The following is a 17,150-nucleotide window of genomic DNA, read 5'->3' as shown; positions in this document are numbered from 1 at the left end:
CACACAAACTCAAATCTGCAACACCAACGCCTCCAACTGCTCCTGCCGCTCCGCCTGATTCACCCGCGCCCCGGGGTTGAGCGTCGACCACTGCGGATGCGCCCGCGCCTTGACCAACGCCTCAGGCAACTTGCCCTCGCGCCAGGCCTTCTCGTCCAGCTCGCCCAAGCGAATGCTGTCTTGCGCGGCATGCCCGCGGTTATCCAGGGCCACCATCAACTGCTGCTGGCGCAACGCCAACAGCCGCAACACCGTATCGTCCACCGTCAGCTCACGCTGCCCTTTGAGCTTGCCCATCAACCGCGACCCGTAATTGCGTGCCGTCTGCAGCGCGCCGCCCGCGATCGCACCCGCCAAGGCCGCCGCGCCCAGGGTCAGGCCACCGACCAACAGATCGACCCCGGCCCCGGCCGCAGCGCCCGCCGCCACGCCACTGCCCAGGCGTACGCCCAGCAGCTTCAAGGTCTCGGGGTTGAACAGGTCATCGCCCCAACGACCGTCCAGCAACGGCAAATCACTGGCATGGGCGTCTTCGCGGCGGAAGGCATACAGCTTGAGCAACGCTTCGACACAGCGCTGTTCGCGTTGCCGCACATCCTGGCGCAACGCTTCGATGGCCTTGGCTTCGGCGGCGGGCTCGGCCACCACGCTGCGCCGGCAGGCGGCGCAGTCGAGCAGCAGCTCGGCGATCAGGCGTTTACCGCTTTGATGGCGGGCTTGGCGTTGCGCCTGCTGGTCGTCGATCAGCCGTTGCAGGGCAGGGCGGGCGTCTTCCAGCAGCAGGGCCAGGCTTTCGTACAGGCGGCGCTCGCCGTCTTCCGGCGGGGCCACGCTGTCGAACCGCACCAAGGCGTGAAGGCCAAGCCGGGCAAGGGCTTCACGCCATTCGGGCTCGCGGTGCTGGCTGCTGGCGACGAAGTTGAGCACGGGTAGCAGCGGCTTGCCGCAACTGGCCAGCACCTCCAGTTCGTCGCGGTACTTGGCCAGCACCGGCTCACGGGCGTCGATCACGTACAGGCCGGCATTGCTGGCCTGCAACTGGCGCAGCACCTTGGCTTCCTGCTCGAAGCGTTGGCGTGCCTCACTGCCCTGGAGGAAGCGTGCCAGCCGGGCCGGGCCGTCCAGGCGCTCACCCGGGCGCTCCAGCCGTTCGAGGTAGTCGAGCAGGGCAATGGCGTCTTCCAGGCCAGGGGTGTCATACAGCTCCAGCAGGGGCTCGCCGTCCACCGACAGGCGCGCGCCTTCCACATGGCGGGTGGTGCTGGGGCGATGGGACACCTCGCCAAAGCTCACGTCGCGGGTCAAGGTGCGCAGCAGCGAAGTCTTGCCGACATTGGTGTGGCCGACCACGGCCAGTTTAAGCGGCTCAGTCATGGCCATGCTCCAACCAGGTCAGGGGCGAGGTGTCGGCGTGGGGCAGGCCGAGGCGGTCCAGCGCTTCGTGCCAGTCGCCCAGGCGCTCGGCATCCAAGGCCTGGCCTGGAGCCGCCTGCAGCAGCCAGATACGGGTGGCGCCAGCGTTGCGTGCCAGCTCGGCCAGCAACGCCAGGCTGCCGCGATCGGGCGAACGGCGTGGGTCGCAGGCGATAGCCAGGCGCGCCGGGGGGAAGCGGCTGAGTTGTTCGAGCAGCCGGTTGCGTGATTCACGGCTATCCAGCACACCGGCATCGGTCACGCTTTTGGGCAGGGCGGGCGGCCAGGGGCGCTGGTCATCCAGCTCCAGGCCAACCAGCAAGGCACCGCTGCTGCCGCTTTCCAGTTGCCCGGCAGCGAAGTGGGGCAAGGTGTCGGGCGCGGCGTCCTGCACACCGATGCGCTCGCTGCGTGGCATAAGGCTGTCGCGCAATGCCGCGTAGCCTGGCAGGCTGAGGTCCAGCGCCAGGCGTGCGCGGCCCTGGCGCCAGCGCCACAGGCACAGTGCGGCCAAAAGCAGGCGTGGTAGCAGGCCATAGACCAGCACCACACCGAGCAACCAGCTGGCCCAGGCCTGGCGGGCCAGGTCCAGGGCCGGCAGCGTGTCGCCGCTGGCGCGGATCATGGCTTCGTCCGGCACGGCAAAGCCCAGCAGCGAAGGCAGGGCGCCGAGCGCCTGGGTCATGTGGATGAACGGCTCGGCGGCAAGCAGGGTGGTTTCCCAGACAAAGCCATAGCGCCGTGTGGCCAGCAACGCCAAGAGCATCGCCAACGCGGTCATCATCGCCAGCAGCCACAGCCCGTGCACCAGCACGCCGAGCAGCCAGCGATTCAGGCGCTGGCGTTGCAGCAGCACCAGCAACGCGGGCGCAAGGTGCGCGGCCTTGGCATCGCGGGCAAAGCGTTCGCTCAGCCACAGCCAAAGCCGGCCCAGCCCAGCGCCGTGTTCGCCGCTCAGGCTGAAGCCGATCGCCCAGCTCAGCAACATCAACAGGTTCAACCCCAGCAGGCTGCCCAGTGCCCAGAACACATTCACCGGGCGTTGGCCATCGCCCAGCGCCGCGAAGGCCAGGCCCGCGCCGCTGAAGGCGGCCATGATCAACAGGGCCAGCAGTGCCAGGCGCGCGCCCTGCTTCCAGTGGCGCAGGGCGGCTGTCATGCCGTCGCGTTCGGCCAGGAACAGCGCGCGCGTTTCGATACGGGTCGCCAGGTCGCCGCCGGCCTGGCGGGCGTGGCGGTTGGCTTCCTGGTCTTCCAGGGGGCCGGCATGTTCCTCGCGCAGGCGTACTGCTTCGGTGAGCCAGCGTTTGTCCAGTGGCGTCGGTCCAGTCACAAGGTCTTCCATTGCACAGGTCAGGGCAGAAGCATAACCCACGGCGGGTTTGCTATCCTCGCTGGCATGACTAGCACACTCCCCCTCAGCCTGATCGCGGCCCTCGCCGAGAACCGCGTGATCGGCATCGACAATTCCATGCCCTGGCACCTGCCGGGGGATTTCAAGTACTTCAAGGCCACGACCCTGGGCAAGCCGATCATCATGGGGCGCAAGACCTGGGACTCGCTGGGCCGGCCTTTGCCGGGGCGGCTGAATATCGTGGTCAGCCGCCAGCCTGGGCTGGCGCTGGCCGGTGCCGAGGTGTTCGCCTCGCTGGAAGCTGCGCTGGTGCGCGCCGAACAGTGGGCGCGTGAGCAGGGTGTCGATGAGCTGATGCTGATTGGCGGGGCGCAGCTGTATGGGCAGGCGCTGGAGAAGGGGCTGGTGAGCCGCATGTACCTGACCCGGGTCGAGTTGTCGCCTGAGGGCGATGCGTGGTTCCCGGCGTTCGACGAGGCGCAGTGGCGCCGGGTGAGCAGTGAACCGCAGGCGCCTGAAGGGGCTGGGCCGGCGTATCACTTCGATGTCTGGGACAAGGTTTGAGATTGTTGGGGGCGCTTTGCGCCCCTATCGCGACGCAAGGCCGCCCCTACAAAAAGACCGCGTCTTCTCTGTAGGGGCGGCCTTGCCGTATCAGCTATGACTCAGCGCTGCATGCTCGTCATCTGCTAACACGTCCTTGTCAGTTTCTTTCAACAGCTGGCTGGTCACCACCCCGGCCGTCATCGAGCCATTCACGTTCAGTGCCGTGCGGCCCATGTCGATCAACGGCTCCACCGAAATCAGCAGCGCTACCAGCTCAACCGGCAAGCCCATGGCCGGCAGCACGATCAGCGCGGCGAAGGTCGCACCACCGCCCACTCCGGCTACCCCGGCCGAGCTCAGGGTGACGATGGCGACCAGGGTCGCGATCCACAGCGGGTCGAAGGTGTCGATGCCCACTGCCGGGGCAACCATCACGGCCAGCATGGCCGGGTACAGGCCGGCGCAACCGTTTTGACCAATCGTCGTGCCGAACGAGGCGCTGAAGCTGGCGATGGACTGCGGCACACCCAGGCGACGGGTTTGCGCTTCGATATTCAGCGGGATGCTTGCGGCGCTGGAGCGGCTGGTGAAGGCGAAGGTCAGCACTGGCCACACCTTGCGGAAGAAACGCAGCGGGCTGACGCCGGTCGCCGCCAGGATGACGGCATGCACCACGAACATCAGCCCCAGGCCGATGTACGAAACGACGACGAAGCTGCCCAGCTTGAGGATGTCGTCCAGGTTGGAGCTGGCGACCACTTTGGTCATCAAGGCCAGCACACCATAAGGGGTGAGCTTCATCACCACGCGCACCAGGCGCATGACCCAGGCTTGCAGGGTGTCGATGGCCGACAGGGCGCGCGCGCCTTTCTCGGCGTCGTCCTTGATCAGCTGCAGGGCGGCCAGGCCGACGAACACGGCGAAGATCACCACGCTGATGATTGAGGTTGGCTTGGCCCGCGCCAGGTCGCCTACCGGGTTGCTGGGGATGAACGACAGCAGCAGTTGCGGGATGTTGAGGTCGGCGACCTTGCCCGCGTAGTCGCTGTGGATCGCTTGCAGCCGCGCGCTTTCCTGCACGCCAGCCACCAGGCCGTCGGCGGTCAGGCCGAACAGGTTGGTCAAGACGATGCCGATCAATGCGGCGATGGCAGTGGTCAGCAGCAGGGTGCCGATGCTCAGCACGCTGATGCGGCCAAGCGAGGAGGCATTGTGCAAGCGTGCCACGGCGCTGAGGATCGAGGCGAAGATCAGCGGCATGACGATCATCTGCAGCAAGCCGACATAGCCGTTGCCGACCAGGTCGAGCCAGGCGATGGTGGCTTTCAATACCGGGTGGCCAGCGCCATAGATCGTGTGCAGCACCAGGCCGAACACCACGCCCAGCACCAGGCCCAGCAAGACCTTCTTGGCCAGGCTCCAATCGGTGCGGCGGGTTTGTGCCAGGCCCAGCAGCAAGGCCAGGAACGCCAGCAGGTTGAGAGACAGCGGCAGGTTCATTGAAGCTCCAACAAAAAACAGAAGAGGCATCGCCTCTGTGAGCGATTGCGAACGGAAATGCTAACAGCCTGAAAACAAACGAATTTATACCCAAATGGAATGTACATAGTCGTTTATGGAATAACGGAATGTCGCAGATAGCAATGAACAGGGCGTTTCAAGCTGCTTGAACGTCGTTGTCAGGGCTTGCTGGGCCGGTAGGTTGGACTAGCGTTTCCCGGTCATTTCAGGAGATTCGCACATGAAGTTCGCTCCGAAAGCCCTCGCCCTGGGTCTGTCCCTGCTGTTCGGGGCCCAAACCTGGGCCACCGAACTCAAGCATTGGCCTGCCGAGGCCGCCAAACAGCTCGACAGCATGATCGCCGCCAATGCCAACAAGGGTAACTACGCGGTGTTCGACATGGACAACACCAGCTACCGCTACGACCTCGAAGAGGCGCTGCTGCCGTTCATGGAGAACCAGGGGCTGCTGAGCCGCGACAAGCTCGACCCTTCGTTGAAGCTGATCCCCTTCAAAGACACGGCCGAGCACAAGGAAAGCCTGTTCAGTTACTACTACCGCCTGTGCGAAATCGACGACATGGTCTGCTACCCCTGGGTGGCGCAGGTGTTCTCAGGTTTCACCCTGAAGGAACTGAAGGCCCAGGTCGACGCCTTGATGGCCTCCGGCAAGCCCGTGCCCAGCACCTACTTCGAGGGTGACCAGGTCAAGGCCATCGAGGTGCAGCCGCCCAAGGTCTTTGCCGGCCAGGCCGAACTGTTCAACAAGCTGATGGAAAACGGCATCGAGGTGTATGTCATTTCTGCCGCGTCCGAAGAACTGGTGCGCATGGTCGCGTCCGATCCCAAGTACGGCTACAACGTCAAACCGCAGAACGTGATTGGCGTCAGCCTGCTACTGAAGGACCGCAGCAATGGCCAGCTGACCACGGCGCGCAAGCAGATCAGCGCGGGCAGCTATGACCCCAAGGCCAACGAAGGCCTGGAACTGACGCCTTACCTGTGGACCCCGGCAACCTGGATGGCGGGCAAGCAGGCGGCGATCCTCACCTACATCGACGAGTGGAAGCGGCCGGTGCTGGTGGGCGGCGATACGCCAACCAGCGATGGCTACATGCAGTTCCACGGGGTGGACGTGGGGAAAGGGGGCATCCACCTGTGGATAAACCGCAAGGCCAAGTACATGGACCAGCTCAACGGCATGATCGCCAAGCACGCGGCCGCGCAGGCCAAGGAAGGACTGCCGGTGACGGCGGACAAGAACTGGGTGATCGTCACGCCAGAGCAGATCCAGTAACCCGGTTCAGGTCAGCCGCTTCGGCCGACAATGAGTGTCCTGGCTTGTTGTTGGTCGAAGTCCTGCGCCAGCATGGCCACGGCTTCCATGGCGCTTGAGCGGACGCTGGCGCCCTCGGCGCCAAGCGTCTGTTCGGCCACGATGCTGTGTACCTGGTTGATCCCGACGAAGCGGAACCACGCATCAAGGAAGGGTTTTTCCAGGCCGAACGCCGGGTCAGGCGTCTGGGAGTCGGGGCCATAACCCAGCCCGCGGGTGTAGATGGCCACCGCCCGGCGCCCACCCAGCATGCCGTTCAACCCCTGTTCATCGAAGGTGAACAACACGCCCTTGTGCGAAATGGCGTCGATCAAGTGCTTGAGTTTGTAGGGGATGCCGAAATTCCACAGCGGTACGCTGAACACCACTGTATCTGCCCGGTGGAAGCGTTTGGCGAGGGTTTTGATCTGTGCCCAGGCGGCGTTTTGCGCGGGTGAAAGCGGGGCATCGACAAGCCCGGCGTACTTGGCCGCCAGCAGGTCGCCATCCACTTCGGGCAGCTCGCATTCCCAAGGGTCCAGGCGGTCAACCTCCACGGTTTTGCGCTCGGCCAACGCGGCCAGGAACACTTCGGCAATTTGAGCGGATACCGAGCGTTCGCCTCTCGGCGATGCACACACATAAAGAACACGTTCGACCACGGGGCTACTCCTGTCAGCGTCGATGGCATTTCCCCTGGCGAGGCATACACAGAGGGAGCGCAGAGTCTGATTCAGGACGATTCATTATAGAAATCACGTATGCTCGCCTCATTAAGTTCATTAGGTGATAAATCCGTGTTCGATAGCGTCCTTCTGCGTAGCTTGCTGGCCGTTGCCGACAGCGGGGGCTTCACGCGTGCTGCCGAGCGGTTGCACCTCACGCAATCGGCGATTAGCGCGCACATTCGGCGGCTCGAGAGTGAAGCCGGGCACAAGCTGCTGGAGCGCACCACGCGCTCGGTCAGCCTGACCCCGGCAGGCACGCGGCTGGCAGGTTATGCCCGCACCATCCTGGCACTGCATGACGATGCCCGCGCGAGCCTTGGCGTCGGCCGACGGGTTTGCGGCACGGTGTCCGTGGGGTTGAGCGAGGAGATGGTCAAGGCCCCGATCATTGATTGCCTGCGTCGATTTTCCGTGGCGCACCCCGATGCCGAGGTTGCCCTGCAGGTCGGCTTGACCGGCGAGTTGCTCGCGCTCATGCACGCGGGTGGGCTGGATATTGTGCTGGGGAGCCGCTGCGGCGGTGATGAGCGTGGCGAGGTGCTCTGGTCCGAGCCGTTGGTCTGGGCGAAAGGGCCGCTGGCGCTGGGCACCGATGATGCGACCTCACCTGTACCTTTGGCGGTGTTTTCCGATCAATGCCCCTACCGAGCGGCGGCCATCAAAGCATTGGCGCGTGCAGGGCGACAATGGCGGATCGTTTGCCAGAGCCCCAGTGCCGGGGGGCTGATGACTGCCGTAAGCGGCGGCCTTGGGGTAACCCCGGTCACCCGCTCATGCGCACTGGCCGCAGGCCTGCAGGAAGTGACGACACTGCCCGCACTGCCACACGCGCAATTCATGCTGACCTCGACGGCGAAGCCAAAGCGCTCGGCAGCCTTGCTGCTGGCGCAGTTGCGCCACTGCGCTTCGCGTGGGGAAGATAGTTGAAAGCGCTGGGGCCGCTCGGCGGCCCATCGCCGGCAAGCCGGCTCCCACCCGAACTGTGTAGCCTCCAAGGCTAGCGCCGCACCTGTGGGAGCCGGCTTGCCGGCGATGGGCTGCAAAGCAGCCCCAATACACTCATCAGAGCCTTACAGCCCTTCAAGCATCGCCTTGTTACGCACCGCACCTTTGTCGGCACTGGTCGCCAGCAGGGCGTAGGCCTTGAGCGCGGTGGTCACTTTACGCGGACGCACTTCGGCGGGCTTCCAGCCTTTTTTGTCCTGCTCGACACGGCGCTCGGCCAGCTCTTCGTCGCTGACCAGCAGGTTGATCGAACGGTTGGGGATGTCGATCAACACCTTGTCGCCGTCGCGCACCAGGCCAATGGCGCCGCCTGCAGCAGCTTCCGGCGAGGCGTGGCCGATCGACAGGCCCGAGGTACCGCCCGAGAAGCGGCCGTCGGTGAGCAGGGCGCAGGCCTTGCCCAAGCCTTTGGACTTCAGGTAAGAGGTCGGGTAGAGCATCTCTTGCATGCCCGGGCCGCCCTTCGGGCCTTCGTAACGGATGATGACGATGTCACCGGCCTTCACTTCGTCGGCGAGGATGCCGCGCACGGCGCTGTCCTGGCTTTCGAAGATCTTCGCGCTGCCTTCGAACACATGGATCGACTCGTCGACACCGGCGGTCTTCACCACGCAACCGTCGAGGGCGATGTTGCCGTACAGCACCGCCAGGCCACCCTCTTGCGAGTAGGCATGTTCGAAGCTGCGGATGCAGCCGTTCTCACGGTCGTCATCGAGGGTTTCCCAACGGGTCGACTGGCTGAAGGCGGTTTGGGTCGGGATGCCTGCCGGGCCGGCTTTGAAGAAGGTGTGCACCGCTTCGTCATCGGTCTGGGTGATGTCCCACTTGGCGATGGCTTCTTCCATGCTGCGGCTGTGCACGGTCGGCAGGTCGGTGTGCAGCAGGCCGCCACGGGCCAGCGAACCGAGGATGCTGAAGATGCCGCCGGCGCGGTGGACGTCTTCCATGTGGTACTTCTGGATGTTCGGCGCCACCTTGCACAGCTGCGGCACTTTGCGCGACAAGCGGTCGATGTCCCGCAGGTCGAACGCCACCTCGCCTTCCTGGGCCGCGGCCAGCAGGTGCAGGATGGTGTTGGTCGAACCGCCCATGGCGATGTCGAGCATCATGGCGTTTTCGAACGCCTTGAAGTTGGCGATGTTGCGCGGCAGCACCGACTCGTCGTTCTCGCCGTAGTAGCGCTTGCACAGCTCGACGATGGTGCGGCCGGCAGTGAGGAACAGCTGCTCGCGGTCCGAGTGGGTGGCCAGGGTCGAGCCGTTGCCCGGCAGGGCCAGGCCCAGGGCTTCGGTCAGGCAGTTCATCGAGTTGGCGGTGAACATGCCAGAGCACGAACCGCAGGTCGGGCAGGCGCTGCGCTCGTATTCGGCAACCTTCTCGTCGGAGGCCGTGGAGTCAGCCGCGATGACCATCGCGTCGACCAGGTCCAGGCCGTGGCTGGCCAGCTTGGTCTTGCCGGCTTCCATCGGGCCGCCGGAGACGAAGATCACCGGGATGTTCAGGCGCAGGGCGGCCATCAGCATGCCGGGGGTGATCTTGTCGCAGTTCGAGATGCAGACAATGGCGTCGGCACAGTGGGCGTTGACCATGTACTCCACGGCGTCGGCGATGATCTCGCGGCTTGGCAGCGAATACAGCATGCCGTCGTGGCCCATGGCGATGCCGTCGTCGACCGCGATGGTGTTGAATTCCTTGGCCACGCCACCGGCGCGCTCGATCTCACGGGCAACCAGCTGACCCAGGTCCTTCAGGTGCACGTGGCCCGGGACGAACTGGGTGAACGAGTTGGCGATGGCGATGATCGGTTTCTTGAAATCTTCGTCCTTCATCCCGGTGGCGCGCCACAGGGCTCGGGCGCCAGCCATGTTGCGGCCTTGGGTGGAAGTCTTGGAACGATAATCAGGCATGAAGCACTCCTGGCGGCTTAATCAGGTCACAAAAAGGGGAGTGAGCTTCTCTTGTCCTATGCGCCTTAGGCCGGTTGCCACTGGCACGGATGGGGCCGAAGACACCACGGGATCGCCGCGTGCTCGACCAGAGCTCATAAACCCGCCGGGGATGACTGGCGATGAATAGGCCGATTCTACACCGCTGGCGCTGTGAGGGAATGGCGATGTGTCTGGGCGGTGGCTTTCGCCTCATGACCGGTCGCTTGTAGGACGCTTCCGAAACGCCGGTCCAGGGGCTGACCTGCCCGCCCAAGCTGACTATGATCCGCCCGCCGCATGTGCGGCTTCACGAGATACACCCTCAATGGACCTTCCCAGTTTCAGTTCATACCGAACTCGCAAATTGGCACTGAGCGCGTCGTCGCCAGGGCTTCCGAAGGCTTGAGCCCGTGTGGCTGAGGTGTGCGGGTGCCTGCGTCGGCGCCTGGAGAACCTCATGCAACACACCTCCGATACGCTCGTTTCACCCGTCGACCTGCGCCAGGCCGCTCAGGCCCGTCGTGACGACCTGCTTCACCCGCAAGGCTACCCCGAAGGCACGGCCGGTTACCTGATGACCAGTGAGTACTCGTGCCTGGATACCGGCCTCAGCGCCAGCCAGGCCATCGACATGCTGCGCCGCGAGGCCGCCGATGCCGAAACCATCTACCAGTCCTATGTGCTCGACGGGCAGCGCAACCTGCTCGGGACCTTGTCCTTGCGCGAGTTGATCCTGGCGGCGCCTGAGGCGCTGATTGATCACATCATGGTGCACAAGGTCATTTGCGTCTGTACCACGACCCGTCAGGAAGACGTAGCCCGCTTGATCCGCGAGCACGACCTGCTGGCCGTGCCGGTGCTGGACGAAGCCGGGCGGCTGGTGGGCCTGGTGACCTGCGACGATGCACTTGATGTGGTCGTCGATGAGGCCACCGAGGACTTCCATAAAGGCGCTTCCATTACGAACCACGTGGGCAACCTGCGCGATGCCACCATCAGCCTGCTGTACCGCAAACGGGTGCTGTGGCTGGTGTTGCTGGTCTTCGGCAACCTGTTCTCGGGGGCGGGGATTGCGGCGTTCGAGGAAACCATTGCCGCGCATATCGTGCTGGTGTTCTTCCTGCCGCTGCTGGTGGACAGCGGGGGCAATGCCGGGGCGCAGTCAGCGACCTTGATGGTGCGGGGCCTGGCGACGGGCGAAGTGTACATGCGTGATTGGCTGCGCATGCTCGGGCGCGAGTGCGGGGTTGCGCTGGCGCTGGGGGCGACCATGGCCGTGGCGGTGGCATCGCTGGGCGCGCTGCGCGGTGGGGTGGACATTGCCCTGATCGTGGCCAGCAGCATGCTGGTGATCGTGTTGCTGGGTAGCCTGATCGGCATGAGCCTGCCGTTCATGTTCACCAAGCTGAAGCTCGACCCGGCGACGGCCAGTGGCCCGCTGGTGACCTCGATTGCCGATGCGGCGGGGGTGCTGGTGTACTTTGGGATCGCGTCGTACGTGCTGGATATCTGAGGTGCCTTTTGGGGCTGCTTTGCAGCCCATCGCGGGCAAGCCCGCTCCTACAGGGGGTTGTGTACCTGTGTGGGAGCGGGCTTGCCCGCGATGGGCCGCAAAGCGGCCCCAAGGCGGTGAATCAGCTGTTAGGCAGCAACCGGCAGGTAATGCTCTTGATGTAGCGGGTTTCGGCAATGGCCGGGTGCACCGGGTGGTCCGGGCCCTGGCCGCCGCGCTCGAGCAGTTGCATGTTGCGGTCCAGGTGGCGGGCGCTGGTCAGCAGGATGTTGTTCAGGTCATCCTCAGGCAGGTGCATCGAGCACGAGGCGCTGACCAGAATGCCGTCCTTGTTGAGCATGCGCATGGCCTGCTCGTTGAGGCGACGGTAGGCCGCTTCGCCGTTTTTCAGGTCTTTCTTGCGCTTGATGAACGCGGGTGGGTCGGCAATGATCACGTCGAAGCGTTCTTCGGCGGCCTTCAGCTCGCGCAGCGCTTCAAATACGTCACCTTCGATGCAGGTCAGTTTCTCGCTGATGCCGTTGAGCGCGGCGTTGCGCTCGACGCCGTCCAGGGCAAAAGACGACGCATCGACACAGAACACTTCGCTGGCGCCAAACGCGCCGGCCTGCACACCCCATCCACCGATGTAGCTGAACAGGTCGAGCACGCGCTTTCCTTTGACGTAGGGCGCCAGGCGTGCGCGGTTCATGCGGTGGTCGTAGAACCAGCCGGTCTTCTGGCCTTCACGTACCGGTGCTTCGAACTTGACGCCGTTTTCTTCCAGCGGGACCCAGTCCGGCACTTCGCCGTAGACGGTTTCGACGTAGCGCTGCAGGCCTTCGGCATCACGCGCGGCGGAATCGTTCTTGAACAGAATGCCACTTGGCTTGAGCACTTGCACCAGGGCGGCGATCACGTCGTCCTTGTGCAGTTCCATGGTGGCCGACGCCAGCTGGACCACGAGGATGTCGAAGAAACGGTCGACCACCAGGCCTGGCAGCAGGTCGGAGTCGCCATAGACCAGGCGGTAGCACGGCTTGTCGAACAGGCGCTCACGCAGCGACAGGGCGACGTTGAGGCGGTGTACCAGCAGCGACTTGTCCAGCGGCAGCTTGATGTCGCGCGACAGCAGGCGCGCGCAGATCAGGTTGTTCGGGCTCAGCGCCACGATGCCCAGCGGCTTGCCGTTGGCAGCCTCGAGGATCGCTTGCTGGCCGGCCTGGAAACCTTGCAGCGGGGTCGCGGCGACGTCGACTTCATTGCTGTAGACCCACAGGTGGCCGGCGCGCAGGCGGCGGTCGGCATTGGCTTTGAGGCGTAGGCTGGGCAGGGACATGACGTCGCTCCGGGAAAAAAGAGCGGGAGTATACCGTGTTGGCCTTCGCTTCGGGGTCAGGCGCGACAAAGTGCTGGCCAGGGCTAAAGCCAGCCGATCCGGTGTTAGAATTCGCCGTCCTCAACGAGTGTGTACGCATGTCCCAAGAACTCAGCGCCGAACAGATCCAGCAAGCCTTGCAAGGCATCACCATCCCGCCGCAACCGCAGATCATGGTCGACCTGCAGTTCGAGCAGTACATGCCCGACCCAGACCTGGAAACCATCGCCAAGCTGATTTCACAGGACCCGGGCTTGTCCGGCGCGTTGCTCAAGTTGGTCAACTCCCCGCATTTCGGTCTCTCCAACAAGATCGGCTCGATCCAGCGCGCGGTAAACCTGCTGGGCAGCCGTTCGATCATCAACCTGATCAATGCCCAGTCGATCAAAGGCGAAATGAGCGATGAGACCATCGTCACCCTGAACCGCTTCTGGGACACCGCGCAGGATGTAGCCATGACCTGCCTGACCCTGGCCAAGCGTACCGGCATGCAGACGGCTGACGAGGCCTACACCCTCGGGCTGTTCCATGATTGCGGTGTGCCGCTGATGCTCAAGCGCTTCCCCAACTACATGGACGTGCTGGAAGAGGCCTATGCCAAGGCCAGCGGCGAAACGCGGGTGGTCGATACGGAAAACCGCGCGTTCAACACCAACCACTCGGTGGTGGGGTACTTCACCGCCAAGTCCTGGCGCCTGCCCGAGCACCTCACGGCGGCCATCGCCAACCACCACAACGCCTTGGCCGTGTTCCGCGACGAGTCTTCGCGCAATACTCAGAGCCAGCTGAAGAACCTGCTTGCGGTGCTGAAGATGGCCGAGCACATCTGCGCGTCCTACCGGGTGCTGGGCAGCCAGAGCGTCGACCACGAATGGGAAGTGGTCGGGCCACTGGTGCTCGATTACATTGGCTTGTCGGACTACGACTTCGAAAACCTCAAACAGAATATTCGCGAGCTGGGCGGGCACTGACACATGCCGGAACTACCCGAAGTAGAAACCACCCGGCGCGGCATTGCGCCTCATCTGGAAGGCCAGCGGGTCAGCCGGGTGGTGGTGCGTGACCGGCGCCTGCGCTGGCCGATCCCTGAAGACCTGGATGTGCGCTTGTCGGGGCAGCGTATCGTCAGCGTCGAGCGGCGGGCCAAGTACCTTTTGATCAATGCCGAGGTCGGAACCTTGATCAGCCATTTGGGCATGTCGGGCAATTTGCGCCTGGTCGAGTTGGGCCTACCGGCGGCCAAGCACGAGCACGTGGATATCGAGCTGGAGTCGGGGCTGATGCTGCGCTACACCGACCCGCGCCGTTTCGGCGCCATGCTCTGGAGCCTCGACCCGCTCAACCACGAACTGCTGCTGCGTCTGGGGCCAGAGCCGTTGACCGACTTGTTCGATGGCGAGCGTTTGTTCCAGCTGTCCCGTGGGCGCTCGATGGCGGTCAAGCCGTTCATCATGGATAACGCCATCGTCGTGGGGGTGGGCAACATCTACGCCACCGAAGCGTTGTTTGCTGCGGGCATCGACCCACGTCGCGAGGCGGGCGGTATTTCGCGGGCGCGGTACCTGAAGTTGGCCATCGAGATCAAACGCGTGCTGGCGGCGGCCATCGAGCAGGGCGGCACGACCTTGCGTGATTTCATCGGTGGGGACGGGCAGCCGGGCTACTTCCAGCAGGAACTGTTCGTCTACGGGCGGGGCGGGATGCCGTGCAAGCTGTGTGGCACGACCTTGCGCGAGGTGAAGCTAGGCCAGCGGGCAAGCGTATTCTGCCCACGCTGCCAGCGCTGAACCGCTGTGGGATGCAAGCGCGCCCTGTAGGAGCAGCCTTGCGCTGCGAAGAGGCCGGTGCAAGCAGCCAAGTTTTGCAGCGTTTTCACCGGCCGCTTCGCAGCGCAAGGCTGCTCCTACAGAGGAGCGTGCATTCCCTGAGGTCGGCGCTTATCAGGCCTTGCCAGTAATCAGGCGGTACTTGGCCATCAGCTGCTCTTCGGTCTCTGGATGCGCTTCATCCAGGGGGATGCAGTCGACCGGGCAGACCTGCTGGCACTGGGGCTCGTCGTAATGACCCACGCACTGAGTGCACAGGTTAGGGTCGATCACGTAGATCTCTTCGCCTTGGGAGATGGCCTCGTTCGGGCACTCGGGTTCGCAGACGTCGCAGTTGATGCAATCGTCGGTGATGATCAGGGACATGGGGACTCCGGCCGGGGCTCTCAGCCCGGGCATGTTCAACGCTGTGGGCACAATTGTGCCGCATTCGCGCCCGCAGTGCACGCGGGCGCGATGATCAGGCGTGCAGGCTTACTTCTTGAACCGTTCGGTCAGCGCCTCAGCCACTACGGGGTGGACGAATTTGCTGATATCGCCCCCCAATGCCGCAATTTCCCGGACCAACGTCGAGGAAATGAACGAATAACGCTCCGAAGGCGTCAGGAACAGGCTCTCAACATCGGGTGCCAGTTGCCGGTTCATGTTCGCCAGCTGGAACTCATACTCGAAGTCGGAGACCGCGCGCAGGCCACGCAGGAAGACGTTGGCGCCCTGTTCCTTGGCAAAATGCGCCAACAGGGAAGAGAAGCCGATGACTTCGACATTGGGCAGGTGCTTGGTGACCTCACGGGCCAGCGCAACCCGTTGTTCCAGCGGGAACAGGGGGTTTTTCTTCGGGCTGGCCGCCACTGCGATAATCACGTGGTCGAAGAGCCGCGAGGCGCGCTCGACCAAGTCGCCATGGCCTTTGGTAATGGGGTCGAAAGTACCCGGGTACAACACTCGGTTCATCGCGTCATCCTGGCTGGAGTGCGTTGGGGAGTCGGATGGTAGCGCAGCGATAGCGCCCGGCCAAGTCATGCGGCCGGCTGATGGCACTATAGACAGTGGGTGCATTCGTTGTCATGCGTTGTGTGCCAGGCGGGCGATCAGGTCCTCGGTGAGCTTGGCGCTGATGGCGTACACCGACAATTGCGGGTTGGCGCCGATGCTGGTGGGGAACAGTGAGCCGTCGTGAATCGACAGGTTTTCCAGCTGGTGATGCTGGCCCAGGCTGTTGCACACCGCGTGTCGCGGGTCTTCACCCAGGGCACAGCCGCCCATCACGTGGGCGCTGCCCAGGCGTGTGCGGAACGGCGCCAGTGGCAGGCCGTCGATCATCGCCAGGGCTTCGCCAAGGTTGTTGGCGTAGCGGGCATCACTGTGCACCGGCAACACCTGCTCGGCCCCGGCGGCGAACTGGATCTGCGCCATGCTGCGGTAGGCGCGGCGCAAACCGTCGCGCAGGTAGTCATTGACTGGGTAATCCAGCACGGGCGAGCCATCGCCACGCAGCTCGACCGTGCCACCCTGGCTTTCTGGGTGAAAGCCATCGCGCAGCAACGCCAGCATCACGTGGGTATGCGGCAGCTCGGCCATGCGCTGGGCATTTTCGCTGCCATGCCCGCCCAGCAGGGTGCTGGCCAGGGCCGGGTGCAGCGGTGGCACTTCCAGTTTGTAGCCGACCGGGCCGCCGCTGCCGCCCAGCCATTGGAAGTGATCGCTGTAGATGGACTGCGGAGCACCGTAATAGGGGTCGATGCGCGCCTTGAACCGTGCCGCGCTGAAGTTGACCAAGTGCAAGAAGGTGCGTTTGCCCAGGCGGGCGTGTGGGTCGGGGGCGTTGGAGCGCAGCAGCAGGGCTGGGCTGTTGATACCGCCCCCGGCGAGGATGTAGTGGCGGGCGCGCACGCTGATCTGCCGGCCGGTGGGGTTTATCCCTTGGGCATCCAAGGCCGTGCACTGCAACTGGGTAATGCGCTCGCCGTTGTGCTCGAAGCGCTCGGCACGCGCAAGATAGAGCAGCTCGCCGCCCTGGTCGAGGGTGGCTGGAATAGTGGTCACCAGCATCGATTGCTTGGCGTTGACCGGGCAGCCCATGCCGCAATAGCCAAGGTTCCAGCAACCCCGCACGTTGCGCGGGATTACCGCCCAGCGATAGCCGAGTTGTTCGCAGCCACGGCGCAGGACCTCATTGTTGGCGTTGGGTGGCAAGGCCCAAGGGCTGATCCCCAGCTGATGTTCGATGCGCTCGAACCAGGGGCCTAGCGCCTCGTTGTCCAAGCCATTGACCTGGTGCTCCCGGGCCCAATGGGCCAGGGTCTGTGGCGGCGTGCGAAAGCTCGAGGTCCAATTCACCAGCGTGGTGCCACCCACAGCGCGGCCCTGCAAAATGGTGATGGCGCCGTCCTTGCTCATGCGGCCGAGGCCTTCCTGGTAGAGGCTGGCGTAGGCCTCGCTCTCCAGCAGGTGGAAGTCGCTGCTGGTCTTCAGGGGGCCTTCTTCGATTAGCAGCACCTTGAACCCTGCGGCGCTGAGCAACTGCGCGCTGGTGGCGCCGCCAGCCCCGCTGCCGATCACGGCGATATCGGCCTGCAGGGCCAGGTCCTGCGCCAGGTGCGAGCCGTCGTGGGTGATCCAGCCGCGTTCGAGGCCTTGGCGAAACGGGTCGATTACAGGCATT

At 64.2% G+C, this 17,150-nt stretch carries 15 protein-coding genes; 6 read left to right on the top strand and 9 right to left on the bottom strand.

Features of this window, described 5'->3' with window-relative positions:
* Nucleotides 1-9: 9 nt before the first annotated feature.
* Both LOY53_RS25365 and LOY53_RS25360 read right to left on the bottom strand, forming a co-directional pair.
* Nucleotides 10-1,374: a GTPase/DUF3482 domain-containing protein gene (locus LOY53_RS25365; protein WP_186682847.1), complete on the bottom strand. Its 1,365-nt coding sequence runs from the start codon at nucleotides 1,372-1,374 to the stop codon at nucleotides 10-12.
* Nucleotides 1,367-2,758 carry a DUF2868 domain-containing protein gene (locus LOY53_RS25360; RefSeq protein WP_099455640.1) on the bottom strand — a complete coding sequence of 464 codons (1,392 nt, stop codon included), beginning with the start codon at nucleotides 2,756-2,758 and terminating at the stop codon, nucleotides 1,367-1,369. Before LOY53_RS25360 ends, LOY53_RS25365 begins: the two co-directional genes overlap by 8 nt.
* Nucleotides 2,759-2,812: 54 nt before the next feature.
* Between LOY53_RS25360 and LOY53_RS25355 the strand changes: the two genes are divergently transcribed.
* Nucleotides 2,813-3,331, top strand: coding sequence for a dihydrofolate reductase (locus LOY53_RS25355; protein WP_027592306.1), 519 nt, complete (start codon nucleotides 2,813-2,815; stop codon nucleotides 3,329-3,331).
* A 90-nt stretch (nucleotides 3,332-3,421) separates the two neighbouring features.
* On the opposite strand, the gene LOY53_RS25350 is transcribed toward LOY53_RS25355, so the two are convergent.
* Nucleotides 3,422-4,813: an L-cystine transporter gene (locus tag LOY53_RS25350; RefSeq protein WP_252826157.1), complete on the bottom strand. Its 1,392-nt coding sequence runs from the start codon at nucleotides 4,811-4,813 to the stop codon at nucleotides 3,422-3,424.
* 241 nt (nucleotides 4,814-5,054) lie between these two features.
* On the opposite strand from LOY53_RS25350, the gene LOY53_RS25345 reads away from it, so the two are divergent.
* Complete coding sequence (locus LOY53_RS25345; RefSeq protein WP_252826155.1) at nucleotides 5,055-6,110, top strand: haloacid dehalogenase-like hydrolase; 1,056 nt, start codon at nucleotides 5,055-5,057, stop codon at nucleotides 6,108-6,110.
* Between the two features lie 11 nt (nucleotides 6,111-6,121).
* Here the strand turns inward: LOY53_RS25345 and LOY53_RS25340 are convergent, their stop codons facing one another.
* Nucleotides 6,122-6,790, bottom strand: a complete 669-nt coding sequence (locus tag LOY53_RS25340; protein WP_252826153.1) for an FMN-dependent NADH-azoreductase — start codon at nucleotides 6,788-6,790, stop codon at nucleotides 6,122-6,124.
* A gap of 135 nt (nucleotides 6,791-6,925) precedes the next feature.
* Here LOY53_RS25340 and LOY53_RS25335 point away from each other — a divergent pair, with 135 nt between their 5' ends.
* A complete protein-coding gene (locus LOY53_RS25335; RefSeq protein WP_252826152.1) occupies nucleotides 6,926-7,783 on the top strand; it encodes a LysR family transcriptional regulator in 858 nt (285 codons plus the stop codon).
* A gap of 143 nt (nucleotides 7,784-7,926) precedes the next feature.
* Here the strand turns inward: LOY53_RS25335 and ilvD are convergent, their stop codons facing one another.
* Entirely contained in the window at nucleotides 7,927-9,768 is a 1,842-nt protein-coding gene (gene ilvD, locus LOY53_RS25330) for a dihydroxy-acid dehydratase (RefSeq protein ID WP_099455635.1), read from the bottom strand.
* A 478-nt stretch (nucleotides 9,769-10,246) separates the two neighbouring features.
* Here ilvD and mgtE point away from each other — a divergent pair, with 478 nt between their 5' ends.
* Entirely contained in the window at nucleotides 10,247-11,302 is a 1,056-nt protein-coding gene (gene mgtE / locus LOY53_RS25325; RefSeq protein ID WP_258703414.1) for a magnesium transporter, read from the top strand.
* A gap of 121 nt (nucleotides 11,303-11,423) precedes the next feature.
* Here mgtE and LOY53_RS25320 read toward each other — a convergent pair whose 3' ends face one another.
* Complete coding sequence (locus tag LOY53_RS25320; RefSeq protein WP_258703413.1) at nucleotides 11,424-12,620, bottom strand: class I SAM-dependent rRNA methyltransferase; 1,197 nt, start codon at nucleotides 12,618-12,620, stop codon at nucleotides 11,424-11,426.
* Nucleotides 12,621-12,811: 191 nt separating this feature from the next.
* Here LOY53_RS25320 and LOY53_RS25315 point away from each other — a divergent pair, with 191 nt between their 5' ends.
* Nucleotides 12,812-13,630, top strand: coding sequence for an HDOD domain-containing protein (locus tag LOY53_RS25315; protein WP_172960437.1), 819 nt, complete (start codon nucleotides 12,812-12,814; stop codon nucleotides 13,628-13,630).
* 3 nt (nucleotides 13,631-13,633) lie between these two features.
* Entirely contained in the window at nucleotides 13,634-14,446 is an 813-nt protein-coding gene (gene mutM / locus LOY53_RS25310) for a bifunctional DNA-formamidopyrimidine glycosylase/DNA-(apurinic or apyrimidinic site) lyase (protein WP_027592314.1), read from the top strand.
* 153 nt (nucleotides 14,447-14,599) lie between these two features.
* Here mutM and LOY53_RS25305 read toward each other — a convergent pair whose 3' ends face one another.
* The 3 genes from LOY53_RS25305 to LOY53_RS25295 all read right to left on the bottom strand — a co-directional run bounded on the left by LOY53_RS25305 (nucleotide 14,600) and on the right by LOY53_RS25295 (nucleotide 17,149).
* On the bottom strand, nucleotides 14,600-14,851 hold the full coding sequence (locus LOY53_RS25305) for a YfhL family 4Fe-4S dicluster ferredoxin (protein ID WP_027592315.1): 252 nt from the start codon (nucleotides 14,849-14,851) through the stop codon (nucleotides 14,600-14,602).
* 108 nt (nucleotides 14,852-14,959) lie between these two features.
* The gene (coaD, locus tag LOY53_RS25300) at nucleotides 14,960-15,439 is read right to left on the bottom strand and encodes a pantetheine-phosphate adenylyltransferase (RefSeq protein WP_016489662.1); all 480 of its coding nucleotides are present in this window, start codon (nucleotides 15,437-15,439) and stop codon (nucleotides 14,960-14,962) included.
* 111 nt (nucleotides 15,440-15,550) lie between these two features.
* A complete protein-coding gene (locus LOY53_RS25295) occupies nucleotides 15,551-17,149 on the bottom strand; it encodes a GMC family oxidoreductase (RefSeq protein WP_252826148.1) in 1,599 nt (532 codons plus the stop codon).
* Between the last annotated feature and the right edge of the window lies 1 nt (nucleotide 17,150).

It is taken from the genome of Pseudomonas sp. B21-031, assembly GCF_024748985.1.
In the GTDB taxonomy this organism is placed as follows: domain Bacteria; phylum Pseudomonadota; class Gammaproteobacteria; order Pseudomonadales; family Pseudomonadaceae; genus Aquipseudomonas; species Aquipseudomonas kermanshahensis.
Note: the sequence above shows the minus strand (reverse complement) of the source record. Positions and strands in the feature narration are given on the sequence as shown.

Excerpts from the sequence above, each read along its gene's own strand:
- LOY53_RS25365 (WP_186682847.1), bottom strand. The coding sequence starts at position 1,374 with ATGACTGAGCCGCTTAAACTGGCCGTGGTCGGCCACACCAATGTCGGC.
- LOY53_RS25360 (WP_099455640.1), bottom strand. The coding sequence starts at position 2,758 with ATGGAAGACCTTGTGACTGGACCGACGCCACTGGACAAACGCTGGCTC.
- LOY53_RS25355 (WP_027592306.1), top strand. The coding sequence starts at position 2,813 with ATGACTAGCACACTCCCCCTCAGCCTGATCGCGGCCCTCGCCGAGAAC.
- LOY53_RS25350 (WP_252826157.1), bottom strand. The coding sequence starts at position 4,813 with ATGAACCTGCCGCTGTCTCTCAACCTGCTGGCGTTCCTGGCCTTGCTG.
- LOY53_RS25345 (WP_252826155.1), top strand. The coding sequence starts at position 5,055 with ATGAAGTTCGCTCCGAAAGCCCTCGCCCTGGGTCTGTCCCTGCTGTTC.
- ilvD (WP_099455635.1), bottom strand. The coding sequence starts at position 9,768 with ATGCCTGATTATCGTTCCAAGACTTCCACCCAAGGCCGCAACATGGCT.
- mgtE (WP_258703414.1), top strand. The coding sequence starts at position 10,247 with ATGCAACACACCTCCGATACGCTCGTTTCACCCGTCGACCTGCGCCAG.
- LOY53_RS25320 (WP_258703413.1), bottom strand. The coding sequence starts at position 12,620 with ATGTCCCTGCCCAGCCTACGCCTCAAAGCCAATGCCGACCGCCGCCTG.
- mutM (WP_027592314.1), top strand. The coding sequence starts at position 13,634 with ATGCCGGAACTACCCGAAGTAGAAACCACCCGGCGCGGCATTGCGCCT.
- LOY53_RS25305 (WP_027592315.1), bottom strand. The coding sequence starts at position 14,851 with ATGTCCCTGATCATCACCGACGATTGCATCAACTGCGACGTCTGCGAA.
- coaD (WP_016489662.1), bottom strand. The coding sequence starts at position 15,439 with ATGAACCGAGTGTTGTACCCGGGTACTTTCGACCCCATTACCAAAGGC.
- LOY53_RS25295 (WP_252826148.1), bottom strand. The coding sequence starts at position 17,149 with ATGCCTGTAATCGACCCGTTTCGCCAAGGCCTCGAACGCGGCTGGATC.